This window comes from Flagellimonas sp. ABD4_174 (genome assembly GCF_056160185.1).
On the sequence record NZ_JBSWWP010000001.1, the window covers coordinates 81,651 to 100,863 of the forward strand.

Genomic DNA, 19,213 nt, shown 5'->3' on the forward strand with positions numbered 1-19,213 from the left:
ACAAATATAAATCTTATCGCAAAATTGAAGGCACAAACCCAGTAAAGAAATTCGTATTTTTCAATCCAAAGCATCTCACCACTGAAAGAATCCGATCTGTTCCATATAGCCGAAAAATGGTTCCAAGAACAAACATGGCAGCCGTTCCCTTTTCAAAAAGAAACATGGAAAGCCTTTTTGAAGGGCAAGCACGGTCTGTTAAATGCCCCGACCGGAAGCGGAAAAACCTATGCCCTTTGGTTTCCGATCGTACTCGATTACATCAAAAACAACCCAGAGTATAAAACCACGCACAAGAAAGGTCTAAAAGCTATCTGGATTACTCCATTGCGAGCGCTCTCGCAAGAAATCAAACAATCGGCAGAACGGATAACCCAGGACCTGGGCACACAAATGAGCGTCGGTATCCGAACCGGGGACACTTCGGCAAAGGATAGGGCAAAAATGAGGACCAACATGCCCGATCTTTTGATCACCACTCCCGAAAGCCTACAACTTTTACTTTCATCCAAAGGGTACGCCAAAACTTTTAAAAACTGCTCTGCTATTGTGGTGGACGAATGGCACGAACTTTTGGGCACCAAACGAGGGGTGCAGATGGAACTGGGCATTTCCCGATTGAAAACCGTATGCAAGGCATTGCGTATTTGGGGCATATCGGCGACCATAGGTAATTTGGAACAAGCACGGGAAGTATTGTTGGGCCCTTCTACACCCGAACTGGACAATTCGATATTGGTAAAGGCAGACCTCAACAAAAAAATTACGGTAAAAAGTATTGTTCCCAAAGAAATGGAAACCTTTCCGTGGCGCGGACATTTAGGGTTGCATTTATTGGATGATGTGATACCCATTATCAAAAAAAGTAAGACCACGTTACTTTTTACCAACACCCGAAGCCAATGTGAAATCTGGTTTCAGAAAATATTGGAAAAATATCCCGAATTCGCCGGGGAAATAGCCATGCACCATGGCAGTATAAACAAAGAAACCAGACTCTGGGTAGAGCAGGCCATTCGGAACGAGAGTCTCAAAGCCGTTGTCTGTACATCGAGTTTGGACCTTGGCGTGGATTTTGCCCCTGTGGAAACGGTGATCCAGATTGGAGGACCAAAAGGGGTTGCCCGTTTTTTGCAACGTGCCGGGCGGAGCGGACATCGACCTGGAAAAGAAAGTGTTATCCATTTTTTGCCCACGCACGCTATTGAACTGGTGGAGGCTTCGGCCATGCAAAAAGCAGTACTCAACAATGCTGTGGAAGATCGCATCCCTTACCTGAACAGTTTTGATGTCCTACTTCAATATTTGACCACCTTGGCCGTTTCCGATGGGTTTTATCCTGATGAAATCTATCCCGAGATACAACAAACGTTCTGTTATCAGAGTCTATCGGAAGAACAGTGGCAGTGGCTACTCAATTTTTTGGTAATGGGCAGCCAAAGCCTAAAGAGCTACGACGAATACAAAAAAGTTGAAATTGAAACAGATGGTAAATTTAAAGTAAACAGTAGGGCCGTTGCCATGCGCCATCGTTTCCAGATCGGAACCATTGTTGGGGACGCAACCATATCGGTCCGCTATCAAAAGGGAGGGTATATCGGTAGTATTGAAGAGTACTTTATCTCCAAATTGAGTCCTGGGGATGTTTTTACCTTTGCTGGTCGAAATTTGGAGTTTATTCGAATAAAGGGGATGTCGGCACACGTGCGCAATTCCAAAAAAAAGACCAACAAAGTACCCAGTTGGATGGGCGGAAGACTGAGCTTTTCAGCAAAAATGTCCGAACTATTACGGCAAGAACTCTACACGGCCGAGTTGGAGTCTTCAAAACAATCGGAGGAAATCCGGGCATTGCAGTCAATGTTCACCAAACAAAGGGAAGAAAGTCTAGTGCCCCAACCGCATCAATTTTTGATAGAAACCTTTGAGACACGAGATGGTCATCATCACATGTTTTATCCGTTCGAAGGCAGGGCCATCCACGAAGGCATGAGCAGCCTGTTGGCATACCGTATCAGTTTATTGAGCCCGATTACCTGCTCCCTGGCCTTTAACGACTACGGTTTTGAATTACTTTCGGACAGGAAAATCGATATTCAGGAGATTCTGGACAATAACCTTTTTACGCCGGAACATATGTTGTCCGATCTTCAAAAGAGTTTAAATTCCAACGAAATGGCGCGTAGAAAATTTAGAGATATTGCCGTAATCAGCGGCATGGTCTTTACGGGCTACCCCGATAAAGGAATAAAAATGAAACACCTGCAAAGTAGTTCAGAATTACTTTTTGATGTTTTCCGTGATTTTGAAGACGATAATTTGTTGTACCAACAAGCTTTCACCGAAACTTTTGAGCATCAATTGGAGGAAGGAAGATTACGTTTGGCACTGGAACGGATCACACAGCAAAAAATAGTCTGGAAAAAATGTTCTCAACCAACACCACTATCTTTCCCGATCATCACAGATCGGTTGCGGGAGAAACTGTCCAATGAAAAATTGGCAGATCGCATTAAACGAATGGTGGAGAAATTGACCAAATAAAGTTCGAACGCACACACTTGGTTCGGGCATTTAGCGTAGTCGAAGAGGCAAAACACCGCATCTGATCGATAATTTTTAAAATAGTTTCCGCACTTGCCCCTCTCGTTTCAAAATTACAATTGGTTAAATTTGTTGCTTCGTTAGAATGATCGAAAAAATCCAAATACAAGGCCAAGAATTTCATCTACACCCTTTGGGTGGATTGTTTTGGGTTAAAAAATCCATATTGCTGATCAGTGATGTACATTTGGGGAAAGTATCCCATTTCCGGAAATTTGGCGCCGCCGTTCCTCGAAAGGCAATCCATAAAAATTTTATCCTTTTAGATCAAATCGTGGCCGATTTTCAACCCTTTCAAATCTGTTTTTTAGGAGACCTCTTCCATTCTTCGTTGAACAAGGAGTGGGAGTTGTTTGAAAACTGGGTGGGCAAAACACCTTCGGAAGTTGTACTGATTACAGGAAACCACGATATTATCGCCCCCGAAAAATTTCAAAACGTGAATGTCTCCCAATTTCAGGAGCTTGCCATTGATTCGTTTTTTTTTACACACCATCCGGAAGATCGCATAGGGCTCTTTAATTTTTGTGGGCATATCCATCCTTCCATAAAACTAAAAGGGCCAGGGCGGGATTACGTTAAGTTGCCTTGCTTTTTTAAATCCGAGAACAAAATGATATTGCCCGCTTTTGGACAATTTACTGGAACCCATGCCCTAAAACCTAAAAAAAGCGATGATGTTTACGCCATTGCAGACGACTGTATATTCAAAATTTGAAAACCTCATCAAAAAATTACCAAAGTAGTGGGTAAGCTATTAAAGGATCAGAACCTTTTTTTATGCACTTGCAATCCGTCTTCATCATAATAACGCCATGTGCCCACCTGTTCATCTTTACGAAAACGACCGCGAATTTTTCTTGTACCGTTGGTGTAGAACTCTTCGTACTTGCCATGTTTTAAACCATCCTTGAGCTCCACTTGGAACCTAACGTTTCCGTTGTTGTATTTTTTTATAAATGTCTTCGCATTTAAATCGTTCGGATATATGGGTTTCAGGTTAAAGACCGCATCTGTTGTCTGGGCCGTCGCAGTATTTTTACTTTTAGATGTTACATTGTTACCGGTTATTGGCAAGACCTGGTGTTTTTTCACCTTCTCAACATCCTCATACTTTAGCACCAATCTATTTTCGAACAAATCATCTTTCGGCGATAATTGTAATCCAATCTGCGGAAAACAAATGATAAAATCCTTGTTCTTGCGCATTTTCTGTTTGGTTGGCACATCGGCCAAAGCATACATATTATCAAACAGCAAAGGCACATTACTATATATGAAAACAGAAGATTCGGGATCGAATTTCTGATTAAAATCAATGTACTCACTGGAAGTTGCCAAAATTTCGCCTTCGGTAACCTTTTCTATTATGCCCTTTAGGGTATTTGGGCTATCGCTAAAGACCACATAATCGTCGATTTGGGTAAAGTAGGGTTTATCGAACTCATTAAATCTGCCGCCCAGTAGCATTTTAAAAAATCCTTTGATGGACAAAAAATTAATTTCGTACCCCTTGTAATTTACAGCTTTGAACTTTACCGGTGTTTTTTTGCGGACCTGCTCCACCACAAAATCCAAGTTGGTCCTAGCCTTATCGGCATTATTGGTTTTAAGGACAAGCGCTAGATCATTTTTGCCTTTGGAAATGTGAGATTGTATCTGAAGTAAGGCCACCTCGTCCCCTATCCAGCTCACAAAATTTTCCTTGATATCGATTTTTAGGAACTTTTCCACTTTGGCTATGCCCTTTTGGTAACTTTCAAACTGTTCGGGGTCGCTTTGCTGGACCATCTCAAAATTTTTGTAGAACTCGGAAAAGCTATCAAAACCATAGCTAACATAAAGCGCTGTGCTATTTGGGGCCACTTCTGGTATGGAACGTTTTGCCTTTCCCGATTTTTGAAGTGCCTTAAGGTAATATTCGTTTACCGAACTTATGTTGGTATATCCGTTGGCGGTCAGTGTGCTGTTATTGTCCAAATCAAAATAGAACCCAGAAAACAAAAAGTTTTCACTTACGCGCTTTACCCAGTCGGAGGGCCGGTCGGAATACATTTTAATGTAATCGTCAAAAAAATGGTATTGGACATACAACCGGAACAGGTCCTCGTGCCCGACTTTTTGATTGATTTCCAAAAAATTGAGGTTCCGCCCCAACACTGGCTCCATATATTGATCTATTGAAGCTTCTACCAAAGTGTGCGTGTAAGAGGCCACCAATTGATTTTTGATGAAGGACAAATGCATGGTTTCCTTGCTATCGCGATCGTGAACTTCCAATATCTCGTGTTCGTGATAGGTACGTTTGCTAAGCACATAGCCATCGTCCAACAGTGTGTTCAAATATGTTTTAAGCAATTGTAACTTGGCTATCCGTTTTAAGTCCAGTACATAAAAAATCCCGTAGTCTTTGGGGGATATCATGTGTACGGATATGAACAGGGAGCGATTATCAAAAAACTCGAACAGTTTATGATTATCGTTAAAAACAGTATCTACCCTTTGGATATTTTCTGTAAGGTCTGAAAAGTAATCGTTCTTTTTAAGATGGTGCCAGGCTCTTGACTTACTGATCTGTTCCCAACTTTCCACGGGCTTTTCCGATTCAACAATAAAAACGGCATCCTTTGGGATAAGGTAGATGGATTGAAGATTTGTCTTGGGGGATAGCACAAAAACATAGGCCAGATAGCACAAATACAGTACAATTAGGCCTAAGAAACCGTAAAAAATCCGTTTTTTGGTCATTTTTCCAAAAAGTGTCTTTTTCTAAAACGATAAAGAATTGATTTTAGTTTAGACACCGAAAAGTTGACCTTATTATAAGGATTTTAGATCTTTAATGGTCTTGAAGGCAACATCCACTTGTTCATCGTTCACCAAAATGGTAAACTCGTTTGTAGTGGATATTACTTCGTAGAGCACAATGCCTTCCCATGCCAATCGTTGAAAAATAAAGTAATAAATTCCAGGTACCGATACGTTATCGGACGGCAGTTTAACCGTAATCGACGAAAGTCCTTCGGCCTTTTGTGTACAGCGCTCCATTTTAAAGTACTTTTCCACAATACCGTCCATTGTATTGCTGATCACAATATTGATTTCGTTTACACCGCGCGAAGAAGTATAAAACACATCTTGATTGGCATTGACTTCTTCCAAGAGTCGTGCCTGTTGTTGTAAAATAGTATCGGAGGCCAAAAATGTATAGTCGGATAAATTGGATCTAACGGTAATTTCCCCAATATTCTTGAGCACTTTTACAATCTTGTGTGTGGCCCTAAACTCCAGATCGTCCGAAAGCCGTTTGAGAGCCATTACAATAGCGCCATCTTTAACATCTTTCCCAAGTTCTTCTGCAATTTCCGGTTTTATTTGTCTGGATAAAGAAGTTAAGTTAATGATCCCTTGTGCCAGTGCCGTTTGTAAGAACGGCTTTTTTTTGATGTAGTGCTCAACTACGGCAGATATTGTTTTCATTTCTGGTTAGAGTTTATTCAAAAATAACACATTGTTATAAAACAAACAAATGGTTAAAAATGATAGAAAGCACCTTCAATGTGTTCAATTTCAAACTTCTGCCCTCTTTTTACAACGGTAATCACATCAAATCTAACCTCCACATCCAAATCATTTTTTTCGATATACTGGTTTGCCGCCATGGTCAAAAGTTTAATTTTTTTAGTGGTGATCACCGTTGAGATATCTTCCAAAAAACCCGTATTTCGCGACTTTACCTCCACTATTGCCAAAACATCGTCCTTTTGGGCAACAATATCGATCTCGGCACTGAGATACCGATAGTTACGATGACATATTTTGTATCCCTTCCCCTCTAAATGGGCAACGGCCTTCTGCTCCCCGAGCATCCCAAATGTGTTGTGTTCAGCCATATATTTTGTAAAAATGTAAATTTTTTGTGCATTTCGTCGAAAAATTTGGTAGTTCGTGGACTTAAGAACGTTAAGATTGTAATTTGTTGGCTCAATTGAACCACACCAACATTAGCATAAACATATAGTTGCCCCAAAACTATGTACTTAATAAACGCCAGACATTGCTATGGAGTACTTTATCAATTGTAATTCCTCAACTTTGGCACCGTACACTACTCCACTGGACGAGTTGCGTGCCGCCCATTTGTACCGAAGGCTAGGTTTTAGTGCCCCGGTGCAAACCATTGCTGCTGCTGTTGGACAAACAGCTGGCCCACTCGTGGACAGCTTGGTGGACCAAGCGCTTGCAGCTCTCCCGATTCCGGCCCCAGCCTGGGCAGACTGGAACAATGCCGATTACCCTGCCGATGACGATTTGGCTCGGCAAATGCGTAGAGCCCACATCGAAGAGCTTACCACAGCCTACGGAAACGCCTTGGCAAACAACGAACTGCTAGATAGATTGAGCTTCTTTTGGAGCAATCACTTTGTAACCCAATTGGAAACTTATGACTGTCCACAGTTCCTTTTTTATTATCTCAATTGTTTACAACGAAATGCGCTTGGCAACTTTAAGACCTTTACCAGTGAAATCGGCCTTACCAGTGCCATGCTCTATTATTTGGACGGTGTAAGAAATCGAGGGAACAACCCGAACGAGAACTATGCCCGAGAACTATACGAGCTGTTTACCTTGGGAGAAGGAAATAATTACACCGAAGAGGATATTATCGAAACCTCCAAAGCATTGTCCGGTTATACCGAAAGAGGTGAAGAAGGGTGTACCCAGGTCACTTTCGACCCGTCGGAATTCAATACGGACAACAAGACTATTTTCGGGCAAACGGGCAATTGGGGCTATGATGACGTAATAGACATACTGTTTAACCAAAGGCCCGATGAAATCGGATGGTTCATCTGTAAAAAACTTTATGAGTTTTTTGTCCATCCAGATTCTACAAACGATGATGGCGGGATTGCTCCACAGATTATCGACGGTCTGGCACAGACTTTTATCAATAGTGGCTTCGAAATTGCCCCTGTACTCCGTCAACTTTTTAAGAGCCAACACTTTTTTGACGAAACTGCAATAGGTGTAATCATAAAAAGTCCGGCCGATCTTTATTTCAACCTATTAAAAGAAACTGGGTTTACGTATGACGATGGCACCATACTGAACATGATCGATTCCTGTTCGTTGATCGGACAGCAATTTTTTCAACCGCCCGAAGTGGAAGGCTGGCAACGTGATCGGACCTGGATCAACACTAATTTTATAATTGGACGGTGGTTGACCGTTGAGATGTTCCTACAAAGGTTTTATCAAGAAAATCCCGAACAATTCAGGGATTTGGGTCTCTCGCTTTCTGGCAATGCCGGGCTCACAAGCAACAACCCAGACGAAGTGGCCAGGCCCATTATCGATAAATTTTTACCAAAAGGCTTACTCACCGATGCCGACTACGATAGAGCATTTATAGCGTTTAGGAGCGATGTGGACATAAATTATTACGAAGGCGGAACAACGCCTTCGTGGACTTTACTTGGATGGGAAACAGGACCGTCTCAAGTTTATCTTCTATTGCGTCACTTATCCCGCGAGCCCGAATTTCAACTCAAATAACCCCACACCATGTGCGATAATCACCACACCCACGATACATCCCCACACAAAGGCCTTGAACACAAAGGCCACGATCAGGAACATAAAAAATGGAGTAGACGATCATTTATCCAGGCACTTGGTATAGCCGGTTCTGGATCCATGTTTTTAGGAAGCCATATGATTTCGGCATCAGCGCCATCCCCACTTACGGCAGCAGTTGCTGCGGCCGAAACCGACAATATTTTGATCCTTATTCGATTATCCGGAGGGAATGATGGTCTCAGTACTGTAATTCCCATTCAACAATATGATACTTATGCCAATGCAAGACCCAATATCTATATCCCCGAAAGTAAGGTCTTAAAACTTACCGACGATTTTGGGGTGCCCACTTATATGAGCGCCCTAGAATCCCTTTGGGGAGACGGACAATTTAAGGCCGTGCATGGCGTAGGCTACGAAAACCAAAGCCTTTCCCACTTTACGGGATCGGATATTTTTGCCAACACCGATCTAACCACAACAGGATTCTCAGGAGAAAACACAGGATGGATGGGCAGGCATTTTGAAGAGCTGTATCCCGACTACCTGATTGCTCCGCCACCTTCCCCGGCAGCCATACAAATTGGCAACCTGGCCAACTTGGTCTTTCAAGGAGAAGAAACCAACTATGCCTTTGTGACCAACAATGTGGAACAATTGGAGCAAATTGCAGAAACAGGTACCTTTTATGATATAGAAAATGCTCCTTTTGACGATTGTATGTACGGAGACCAACTCAGGTTCCTGCGCGGAGTGGCCAATACCACATACGAATATGCAGGTACTATCCATGATGCATACATGGCCGGACAAAACCAAGTAGAATACCAAGACAATGGTTTTGCCCGTCAATTGGCGCTTTTGGCACGTTTGATCAAAGGAAATTTAGGAACCAAAGTATATATGATCTCCATGGGAGGTTTTGATACTCACGGAAACCAACCCGAAGTTCACGAACGCTTAATGTCAAATCTTTCCGTAGCCATCAACAATTTTTATGAGGACCTTGCTTTTACCGAACAAGACGATAAGGTTTTGAGCATGACCTTTTCCGAATTTGGGAGACGGATTTTTGAAAACGGTTCCAGTGGAACCGACCACGGAAAAGCAGCACCCACCTTATTTTTTGGCTCCGGATTGAACGGAAGCGCTTTTGTTGGCGACCACCCATCTTTAGATGAGCCCAATAATCGGGGAAATTTGGAGTATACCATGGATTTTAGAAATCTATATGGCACCGTATTGGCAGAATGGCTTTGTGTTCCCAGGGAATCTGTTGAACAGCACTTATTGGGACATCCTTACCAAGCCATCGACCTAGGGTTTAACTGTAGCGGAGAAGTTTTTGATGACATTGCCATGGACAACGATCCGCCTACCTTGCCCGAAACCCCGCCAAGTCAAGATCCAATGGACCCCAATATCGATATTTTGGATACCATTGAACACGCGGCCATATATCCGGCAACCTCACCTCGAGACCCATATATCCATCTGGAAATGCCCGTTTCAGCCCATGTAGATATTGAACTCTTTAATATTTTGGGACAACGTGTAGGCACCCTGTTCAATGAAATGATGATGGAAGGTGCCGTGGACATCAATATACGTGAGCGAATGCGCGATAGCTTGTCCACTGGAAAATATATCTATAGAATATCTGTAGGAGATAAGAAAATGAGCAAATCTGTAATGATCACTTAAAACACGTACATTTTAATAGTCCAATTTTCGAGACCCATCGATAGTGTACCCCTCACCCCAAATAGGGCCACACTTTCGAGGGTTTCGTTTTTTATGTGTATCCCGTTAAAATCAGTATTTTTGGGGCCTAATTAGAATTTTACATGGCTCAGAATACATCACCTTCCAGGTATACCATTACCGCAGCGCTTCCGTACACCAACGGTCCCATTCATATTGGACATTTGGCCGGAGTTTATGTCCCTGCAGATATTTATTCCCGTTATTTAAGATTAAAGGGCAACGACGTTGCCTTTGTTTGCGGGAGCGACGAGCACGGCGTGGCAATTTCCATGAAAGCCAAAAAGGAAGGTGTTACCCCCAAAGAAATAATAGACAAGTACCACGGCATCATTAAAAAATCCTTTGCCGATTTTGGTATTTCTTTTGACAACTATTCCAGGACATCGGCGCAAGTGCACCATGAAACTGCTTCGGAATTTTTCAGAAAAATGTACGAGCAAGGTGATTTTATAGAAGAAGAAACCGAGCAATTGTACGATGATGAGGCCAACCAGTTTTTGGCAGACAGATTTGTAATCGGAACCTGCCCAAGATGTGGGCACCACGAAGCTTATGGAGATCAGTGCGAAAATTGTGGGTCATCTCTCAACGCTACGGATTTGATCGACCCAAAATCGACGATAACGGGAACGGTACCGACCTTAAAAAAGACAAAACATTGGTTTTTGCCCTTGGACCGCTACGAAGGGTTCTTAAAAAAGTGGATCTTAGAAGGTCATAAGTCCGACTGGAAACCCAATGTTTATGGGCAATGTAAATCTTGGATAGACGAGGGCCTAAAACCTAGGGCCGTAACCCGTGATCTGGACTGGGGAATACCCGTTCCAGTGGATGGCGGCGAAGGCAAAGTACTTTATGTCTGGTTCGATGCCCCGATCGGATATATTTCCTCCACCAAAGAGTGGGCAGAACGCGAAGGCAAGGATTGGGAACCCTATTGGAAAGATCAAAGCACCAAATTGGTCCACTTTATAGGCAAGGACAATATTGTGTTCCATTGCATTATTTTCCCGAGCATGTTACAAGCCAACGGTGATTATATACTACCGGAAAATGTGCCCGCAAACGAATTCCTGAACTTGGAGGGGAACAAACTGTCCACCTCTAAAAATTGGGCGGTCTGGTTGCACGAATATTTGGAGGAATTCCCGGATATGCAAGATGTACTCCGATATACCTTAACCGCAAATGCACCCGAGACCAAGGACAATGATTTTACCTGGAAAGATTTTCAGGCCCGAAACAACAACGAACTCGTTGCCATTTTTGGCAATTTTGTAAACCGTGTCGCTGTTTTGACACATAAATATTACGATGGCACCATACCAGCGCCCGGAGAACTTACAAACACCGATAAAGAAACCTTGAGTTCCTTAAAAAGCTATCCGGATCTACTTTCCAACTCATTGGAGCGATATCGTTTCCGTGAAGGCAGTCAGGAATTGATGAACCTGGCACGTTTAGGCAATAAATATTTGGCCGATGCAGAACCATGGAAGTTGATCAAAACCGACGAGGAACGGGTCAAGACGATAATGTACGTTGCCTTACAAATTGCTGCAGGTTTGGCTATTTTGAGCGAACCATTTTTGCCCTTCACTTCTAAAAAACTGAAAGGCATACTTAATATCCAGTCTGGCAAGGTCGAGACTTCTTGGGAAAGTGTGTCTTCTGAAGATACCCTGCTCCCTGCCAGACACATCATCAATAAAAGTGAATTGCTTTTCCGTAAGATCGAGGACGCTGAAATTGAACATCAACTACAAAAATTGGAAGACACTAAAAAAGAAAATGCTTCGACCACCAATAGCGCAGCTACCATGGACAACAAAATAGTACCACAAAAAGACACCATTACTTACGATGATTTTTCCAAACTCGACATGCGCGTTGGAACCATTATCGAAGCCGAAAAAATGCCAAAAGCCGATAAACTTTTGGTTTTAAAGGTAGATACTGGTCTGGATACGCGAACCATTGTTTCGGGTATTGCAAAAAGTTTTAAGCCAGAGGATATTGTGGGCAAAAAAGTAACTGTATTGGTAAACTTGGCTCCTAGAAAATTACGCGGTGTAGAAAGTCAGGGAATGATCTTGATGACGGAGAACAAAGAGGGGAAACTGGTTTTTGTAAATCCTAATACCGATGGAGTTTTAAATGGTGAAGTTATAAGTTAATCCATTACCGAGAAACTGTGCTTTGGAGCACAATTGAGATCCTCTTAAAAATTTTGGATAGTAAAACTTCTCGACTGCGCTCGAAGTTACAAATACTAAACAAACATGATGCAGCCTGTACCCTATATTGTCCGCCATACCCAATTGCCGGAAAAGAGTGTGGAAAACACAGTGGCCCTTTTGAACCAAGATTGTACCATTCCATTTATCTCTCGGTACAGAAAGGAACTTACCGGCAATCTGGATGAAGTCCAAATAGGTTCCATAGTGGAATTCAAGAACCAGTTCGAGGCATTGGAAAAAAGAAAAACAGCTATTCTAAAAGCTGTAGATGAGCAAGGCGCACTTACTCCAGAACTAAAATCAAAGTTTTTAAACTGCGAGGACCTTACCAGTCTGGAAGATTTGTATTTACCTTTTAAAAAAAGTAAGAAGACCAAAGCGGAGACTGCCCGTAAACATGGACTGGAGCCCTTGGCCAAAATTATAATGGCGCAACGCAGTGATGACATCGAATTCATCGCTTCCAAATACCTAAATAAAAAGATAATCAATGAGGACGAGGCCCTGGAAGGTGCCAGACACATTATTTCTGAGTGGATCAATGAACGTACCGACATAAGAAATCAGCTCCGAGGTCAATTGGAACGCCACGCCCTGATTACCACAAAAGTGGTAAAGACAAAAAAGGATGATGAGCAGGCACAAAAATTCCGAGATTATTTTGATTGGAGCGAACCTTTGAACCGATGTCCATCTCACCGTTTTTTGGCCATTATGCGCGCCGAAAAAGAAGGTTTTATCCGTGTGAAAGTTGAAATTGATGATGAACGTGCGCTTCAAAATATGGAATGTAGATTGATCAAAACCAACAACAGCTGCACAGAACATATCGAGATAGCCATTGCCGATGCCTATAAAAGACTTTTGTTTCCTTCACTGTCCAACGAACTTTTAAAAATTGCCAAGGAAAAAGCCGACGCTTCCGCGATACAAGTTTTCTCAAAAAACCTGAAACAGTTGTTGCTCGGTGCTCCACTTGGCGAAAAACGCATTTTGGCCATTGACCCTGGTTTTAGGACTGGCTGTAAAATAGTCTGTTTGGACGAACAGGGCGATTTAAAACATAACGAAACCATTTATCCGCACCCTCCTCAACGCGATAGTTCTGGAGCCATTAAAAAAATAAGCTCTTTGGTGGATGCCCATAAAATAGAGGCCATTGCCATTGGTAACGGAACAGCATCGCGCGAAACGGAACAATTGGTAAAACGGATTGCTTTTAAAAGGCCTATCGAAGTTTTTGTGGTAAGTGAAGCAGGTGCTTCCATTTATTCCGCATCCAAAATTGCACGAGATGAATTCCCAAACTACGATGTTACGGTAAGGGGAGCTGTTTCGATTGGTAGACGATTGGCCGATCCTTTGGCAGAATTGGTAAAAATAGACGCTAAATCCATTGGGGTGGGGCAATACCAACACGATGTGGACCAAACACAATTAAAAACTTCTTTGGACACTGTTGTGGAAAGTTGTGTAAACTCCGTAGGAGTAAACATTAATACGGCCAGTATTCCATTATTGAGCTATGTATCGGGAATAGGGCCCAAATTGGCCGAAAACATAGTGGCCCACAGAAACGAAAACGGTGCTTTTAAGAATAGGGAGGACATTAAAAAGGTAGCTCGTTTGGGCGGTAAGGCCTTTGAACAAAGCGCAGGTTTTTTGCGTATCAAAAATGGTGATAATCCTTTGGATGATTCTGCCGTTCACCCCGAACGTTACAGTTTGATCTCGAAAATGGCCAAAGACCGGGGAATCTCCCTTAAAGAAATTGTGGGAAACACCTCTGCTCTAAAGGAAATCGACCTTAAAGCATATTGTACAGATACAATTGGAATGCCCACTTTGGAAGACATTGTGAAGGAATTGGAAAAGCCTGGTTTAGATTTACGCGAAAAAGCAAAAGTGTTCACATTTAACCAAAACATTAGGGAAATCAACGATTTACGTGAAGGTCAATTATTACCAGGTATCGTAAACAACATTACCAACTTTGGCTGTTTTGTGGACATCGGCATTAAAGAAAGTGGCTTGATCCACATCTCCAATCTTGCCGACACTTTTGTAAAAGATGTTAACGAGCATGTGAGCCTTCATCAACAAGTTGTGGTCAAGGTCTTGGATGTGGATGTTCCCAGAAAACGAATTCAACTGGCATTGCACAAAAAGGATGTTTAAATGCTAAAAATAGCCTATCATCCCATATACAAACATCCGCTGCCGGAGAAGCATCGATTCCCAATGATCAAGTATGAGCTCTTACCTCAACAACTGCTATATGAGGGCACTTGTACCGAGGAGAACTTTTTTGAGCCCGCGCTACCGGAAGACCGGCATATTTTATCGGTGCACGATAAAACCTACTACAATGATCTTAAAGGGTTAATGCTTTCCAAAAGTGCCGTTCGAAAAATCGGTTTTCCTCTCAGTGATGAGCTTGTCCTACGGGAACGTATTATTGCCGATGGCACAATTAAAGGTTGTGAATTTGCACTGGAAAATGGTATTGCCATGAATATCGCAGGTGGAACCCACCATGCATATTCCGATAGAGGGGAAGCATTTTGTATGTTGAACGACCAAGCTATTGGGGCCCGTTATTTGTTAAAGAACGATCTCGCAAATAAGATACTGATCGTTGATCTGGATGTGCACCAAGGCAATGGAACCGCTGAAATATTCAAGACAGACCATTCTGTTTTTACTTTTTCCATGCACGGAAAGGGCAATTACCCCTTTAAAAAGGAAATATCCGACTTGGACATACCTCTTCCAAAAGGCACCACCGATCAAGAATACCTTTCCCTGCTTAAAAAAACATTGCCGGAATTATTGCAGCAAGTGCAACCGGATTTTATATTCTATCTCTGTGGCGTGGACGTACTGGATTCGGATAAATTGGGCACATTGTCCATGACCTTGGAAGGTTGCAAGGAGCGTGACCGATTTGTACTTCAACTATGTTCCGATGAAAACATTCCCGTACAATGCAGTATGGGCGGCGGATATTCACCAGATATTAAGACCATTGTCGAAGCGCATGCCAACACTTTTCGGCTTGCTCAAGATATTTTATAATTATTTTTGCGACAACCTAGTATAAACCATCATCATGAAACCTCTACAACTCCTTTTTCTAGTTCTTTTCACGACCACGATTTCGGGACAAGATCTACAACCTAAAAAAGAAAAAAACCTTTGGAACAACTTCACTTACGACGTTGGCAATATGTTTGGTGGTGTTGGATATGCCTACTCCCGTCCATTCCATTGGAAAGGTAACGACTGGGCCAATTTTGGTTATTTAACTGGCGGTACATTACTACTATTTACAGTTGATGATGAACTTAACCGTTGGAAAAATGGTTTTGACCAGGATGTTCCTGACCTTATTATGGACTATGGAAACAAATATGGTGCTCCCGAAAACAATTATATGCTAACGGGCGGCGTATATCTTGCCGGCTTATTTACCAAAAATGAAAAACTTCGCCGAACCGGGGTTCTTTTAATTTCTTCGGCCACTGCTGGGGGTTTTCTTCAACAAGTAAGTAAGCGGATCATTGGTAGGGCACGACCTAAAAGTGGTGCTGGATCGGGAACCTATGATCCTTTTCATTTGGACCGGGTGTACGATTATGATTCTTTCCCTTCCGGACACGCCATGCTTGCATTTAGCAACGCTTATGCCATTGCAAAGCAATTTAAAAGTCCTTGGGTAAAAGGAGGCCTTTATACTGTTGGGATGATTCCTGGACTAGTCCGTGTGTTGGATGATTTCCATTGGTTTTCGGATGTGGCATTTAGTACTGTGCTAAGTATTTTTATTGTAGAGTCCATTGATCGTTACCTCGACTCCAAATACGATGAAAAATATAACAACAAAAGACCCAAAGACGTAAGTTGGAACCTATCTTTTGGTCCCAATAGGGTTGGTGTCTCCGTTAACTTTTAGGTTGACTCAAAATGCAATAATGTTAAATTTTATTTAGATTTATTTAAAATAATTATTTTTGCTCCGGTATTTCATTTCTATCAATGGGAAAGAAAAAGGACAAGAAAAAGCTCAAAAAGGCACAACTTAGAGAGTTGCCCCCAACTGGTAAGGTAAAATCCAAGTGCTGTAAAAAATATAAGAAGAGCGAGAGCAAGCGCTGTAAAAAATGTCCGTGTTTTGATCTTCTGAAAAAAGTTGCTTAGATAGGTTTGTCTTCCTGAGATTTTAAAACCTTCAAAAAAAAATAACCCCTTGCCTAATTAAAACTTAGAACCCTTGGTATGTTCGGGGCTTGGTTAATACGATTTCCATAAAAAAACGCCCCAACAATTGGGGCGCATTTATTAACCAACTAAAAATATGCAATCAAAAAATTCTTGGAGAAGCTACCTGGACAATTGAACCCACAGCCTCTTTGGATATATTTTCGTTGGCCTTGTATGTAAAATATATACTTGCCTTTTCGTAGAAGTAATCGCTATGCGTACACTGATTGTTGCAAGAATGGGCATGCTGGGAGTATGCCTCCTGCTTGCTTGTCATGTATACTTGATAAGCCAGACGATTTTTGGTTTTTAGTTCCTTTTCGTATCGGACTTGATCTTGCCAAAAATCTTTTTCGTCATCTACATTTAAAAAAATGGCCGTTTGTTCTTTATAGGCGTCTTTTTTTGCTTGGTTTTCGTAAAAGGAAAGGTCATTCTCTTGTGCCGAACCAATGGCCGCCAGCCCTAACGCTAAAAATACCGTGATGTGAACTTTTAATCTCATCTGTCTGAGTTCTTCTAAATACTGTGTTCATTATCTAAAGTTCTGGCGTTTGCCTTTATAACAACTTAATTTACATTTACCCTAATGTAAAAACCAAAAAAATCGTTATTCTCCTCATTTTGTCGCCTTGGAACAACTAAACTTACTTGCCCAACATCAACAATTCGTTGCATTTGATTTCCGTTATGTACCGCTTATCACCTTCATTGGTTTCGTACGAACGGTTTACGAGCTTGCCCGCGACAATAACCTCTTTGCCCTTACTGAGGAAATCTTCTGATATTTCGGCCAATTTGCCCCAGGCCACGATATTGTGCCATTGGGTATCCGTTACTTTTTCGCCCTTGTTGTTTTTGTATGTCTCGTTGGTCGCGATGGAAAACTTGGCCAATTTTGTCCCATTTTCCAGAACAATGATCTCTGGGTCGTTCCCCAGGTTGCCGATCAATTGTACTTTGTTTCTTAGTGAATTCATAATAGTAAGATTTAAGTTTAAAATTCAATTTTTGAATCCTGCTGATTCGATAGGGCAAACTTATATCCACTAAAAAACTGTATTCGGAATGTAATTATTTGTTTTCGTTTGTAAACGTATGTAAATGATTAAACCTGTTTGTAAGTGACCCCTCATCCCTAATTAGTGTCATAACAAATAGATTTATTCATTCGACTTTATGCACATCAGAAATATTAATAGATACAAGGTCATTAAGCGGTTCAGAATTAGTAAAACGTTATTAGACATCAATGAAATCCTATATATTCAGGAAAAAGATACCGAACACGAAAATCCTCAAAAAATATTCAGTGAAACCAAAGAATATCTTACGGACATATCCCCGAAATTGTACAGTTCTCTACTACAGGGTTTCATTGTTCCCGATGAGCGCCTACCTTCCAAACCAAAATAGGTCCTAACGGTTACTAAATTTTCATATAAGGTTGATTTCATACTACTTACACAAAACTTTCCGTATAAATAATTACTGCTAAAATCTTCAAAACACAGTGGGAAAAGGCCTAAAACCCTATCGATATCGGCCCAAAAACCAATTGGATCAAGAATTAAATCGTTACAATCAATCCTCCCGGGCACTCTCTTGTACTTTTACAGTGAACAAATAAAAAATCTAGTATTATGGAAGCTGTTAAAGCAAAAAATAAAACATTCAAAAAATTAGGATTCACATATTTGGAAACTGCCGAAATCGTGGTCAGTTTAAACACCTTATTGGCCAATTATCAGGTCTTTTACAATAAACTGAGAAATTTTCATTGGAACATCGAAGGGCCCGACTTTTTTGAACTTCATGAAGAATTCGAGAACGAGTACAATACGGTAAAGGAAAATATCGATGTCGTTGCAGAAAGAATCCGGGTATTCGGGGTAAAAAGCAATTTTACCTTTAAGAAAACACTGGAACTTTCCAAGATCAAAGAGCAAGAAAAAGAAATTTCCGCTTTGGAAATGGTAAGGGAAGTGCTCCACGACTATGAAATATTGCACGATAGCATGCTAGATGCGGTAAATGCCTCCCTGGAAACCGGCGATGTGGTAACCGAAAACATGATTACCGGATTTATGACCGAATTGGAAAAGAGACACTGGATGTTCACTTCTTTCCTAAAGTAGAAACCAGTCCGCACTCTCGAAAAAACAAAGTATTAACCTTAAAAAATAATTCTATGAAAAAGCTATTCACCATACTATCTATTGCCACCTTGACTGCATTTGCGGGATATGGGCAAAACAAGACTTCTGGCGTTATGAAAGCGACCACACAATTAAAAACCTTTACCGTTTCTGAAAATGGCAAGGAGCTACAGTACAGTGTTAAGGTAATGGAGCGCAGAAAATACGGAATGGAACTGGACCATAAGGACAAGGGCATGGTAAACCAAGATAGAAAAACGTCAGCCGCCTATGTTACCAAACTAGTGGCCATTGATAGTGATTCCGATAACAACTACGATGATTATATGGTATTAAAATACAAGGGTACCGAAAACAATGATTTTGAAGTAGTACAGACGGACAAAGGATTTGATATCAATGTAGACGACAAATCCATGCACTACAATGTTCTGGAAAGCAATTATCTCGTAGATAAGAAGAGTAAAAACTTCTTTATTATCGAGGAATTTGAATCGAAATAGGTTTTAATTTCGTTTTTTGATTGATGAACGGCCGGAGATAATCTCCGGCTTTTTCAATTTTATATGCCCATATAAAGCCTATATTTGACCTAAA

At 41.5% G+C, this 19,213-nt stretch carries 15 protein-coding genes; 10 read left to right on the top strand and 5 right to left on the bottom strand.

Features of this window, described 5'->3' with window-relative positions; genetic code table 11:
- Window positions 1-81 precede the first annotated feature (81 nt).
- Window positions 82-2,544, top strand: a complete 2,463-nt coding sequence (locus ACXAFK_RS00350; protein ID WP_474958141.1) for a ligase-associated DNA damage response DEXH box helicase — start codon at window positions 82-84, stop codon at window positions 2,542-2,544.
- A 145-nt stretch (window positions 2,545-2,689) separates the two neighbouring features.
- Window positions 2,690-3,322 (top strand): ligase-associated DNA damage response endonuclease PdeM, encoded by a 633-nt coding sequence (gene pdeM / locus ACXAFK_RS00355; RefSeq protein WP_474956423.1) that lies wholly within the window; start codon window positions 2,690-2,692, stop codon window positions 3,320-3,322.
- 47 nt (window positions 3,323-3,369) lie between these two features.
- Here the strand turns inward: pdeM and ACXAFK_RS00360 are convergent, their stop codons facing one another.
- The 3 genes from ACXAFK_RS00360 to ACXAFK_RS00370 form a co-directional block, all read right to left on the bottom strand.
- The gene (locus tag ACXAFK_RS00360) at window positions 3,370-5,352 is read right to left on the bottom strand and encodes a toxin-antitoxin system YwqK family antitoxin (protein ID WP_474956424.1); all 1,983 of its coding nucleotides are present in this window, start codon (window positions 5,350-5,352) and stop codon (window positions 3,370-3,372) included.
- 72 nt (window positions 5,353-5,424) lie between these two features.
- Complete coding sequence (locus ACXAFK_RS00365) at window positions 5,425-6,084, bottom strand: aspartate kinase (protein WP_224835708.1); 660 nt, start codon at window positions 6,082-6,084, stop codon at window positions 5,425-5,427.
- A gap of 53 nt (window positions 6,085-6,137) precedes the next feature.
- Window positions 6,138-6,497 (bottom strand): YraN family protein, encoded by a 360-nt coding sequence (locus tag ACXAFK_RS00370; RefSeq protein ID WP_252078792.1) that lies wholly within the window; start codon window positions 6,495-6,497, stop codon window positions 6,138-6,140.
- 169 nt (window positions 6,498-6,666) lie between these two features.
- Here ACXAFK_RS00370 and ACXAFK_RS00375 point away from each other — a divergent pair, with 169 nt between their 5' ends.
- From ACXAFK_RS00375 to ACXAFK_RS00400, 6 genes are all read left to right on the top strand, one after another.
- Window positions 6,667-8,163 carry a DUF1800 domain-containing protein gene (locus ACXAFK_RS00375; protein WP_369885360.1) on the top strand — a complete coding sequence of 499 codons (1,497 nt, stop codon included), beginning with the start codon at window positions 6,667-6,669 and terminating at the stop codon, window positions 8,161-8,163.
- 9 nt (window positions 8,164-8,172) lie between these two features.
- Window positions 8,173-9,891, top strand: a complete 1,719-nt coding sequence (locus tag ACXAFK_RS00380; RefSeq protein ID WP_474956425.1) for a DUF1501 domain-containing protein — start codon at window positions 8,173-8,175, stop codon at window positions 9,889-9,891.
- A gap of 143 nt (window positions 9,892-10,034) precedes the next feature.
- Window positions 10,035-12,131, top strand: coding sequence for a methionine--tRNA ligase (gene metG, locus ACXAFK_RS00385; RefSeq protein WP_474956426.1), 2,097 nt, complete (start codon window positions 10,035-10,037; stop codon window positions 12,129-12,131).
- 108 nt (window positions 12,132-12,239) lie between these two features.
- The gene (locus ACXAFK_RS00390) at window positions 12,240-14,372 is read left to right on the top strand and encodes a Tex family protein (protein ID WP_474958142.1); all 2,133 of its coding nucleotides are present in this window, start codon (window positions 12,240-12,242) and stop codon (window positions 14,370-14,372) included.
- Entirely contained in the window at window positions 14,373-15,272 is a 900-nt protein-coding gene (locus ACXAFK_RS00395) for a histone deacetylase family protein (RefSeq protein ID WP_474956427.1), read from the top strand.
- Between the two features lie 34 nt (window positions 15,273-15,306).
- Window positions 15,307-16,149, top strand: a complete 843-nt coding sequence (locus tag ACXAFK_RS00400) for a phosphatase PAP2 family protein (RefSeq protein ID WP_474956428.1) — start codon at window positions 15,307-15,309, stop codon at window positions 16,147-16,149.
- A gap of 408 nt (window positions 16,150-16,557) precedes the next feature.
- Here the strand turns inward: ACXAFK_RS00400 and ACXAFK_RS00405 are convergent, their stop codons facing one another.
- Together ACXAFK_RS00405 and ACXAFK_RS00410 are read right to left on the bottom strand one after the other, a co-directional pair.
- Entirely contained in the window at window positions 16,558-16,962 is a 405-nt protein-coding gene (locus tag ACXAFK_RS00405) for a hypothetical protein (RefSeq protein ID WP_474956429.1), read from the bottom strand.
- 142 nt (window positions 16,963-17,104) lie between these two features.
- Window positions 17,105-17,437, bottom strand: coding sequence for a single-stranded DNA-binding protein (locus ACXAFK_RS00410; protein ID WP_474956430.1), 333 nt, complete (start codon window positions 17,435-17,437; stop codon window positions 17,105-17,107).
- Between the two features lie 663 nt (window positions 17,438-18,100).
- Between ACXAFK_RS00410 and ACXAFK_RS00415 the strand changes: the two genes are divergently transcribed.
- A complete protein-coding gene (locus ACXAFK_RS00415) occupies window positions 18,101-18,595 on the top strand; it encodes a Dps family protein (protein ID WP_224835720.1) in 495 nt (164 codons plus the stop codon).
- Between the two features lie 53 nt (window positions 18,596-18,648).
- Window positions 18,649-19,119, top strand: a complete 471-nt coding sequence (locus ACXAFK_RS00420; protein WP_224835721.1) for a hypothetical protein — start codon at window positions 18,649-18,651, stop codon at window positions 19,117-19,119.
- Window positions 19,120-19,213: the final 94 nt, after the last annotated feature.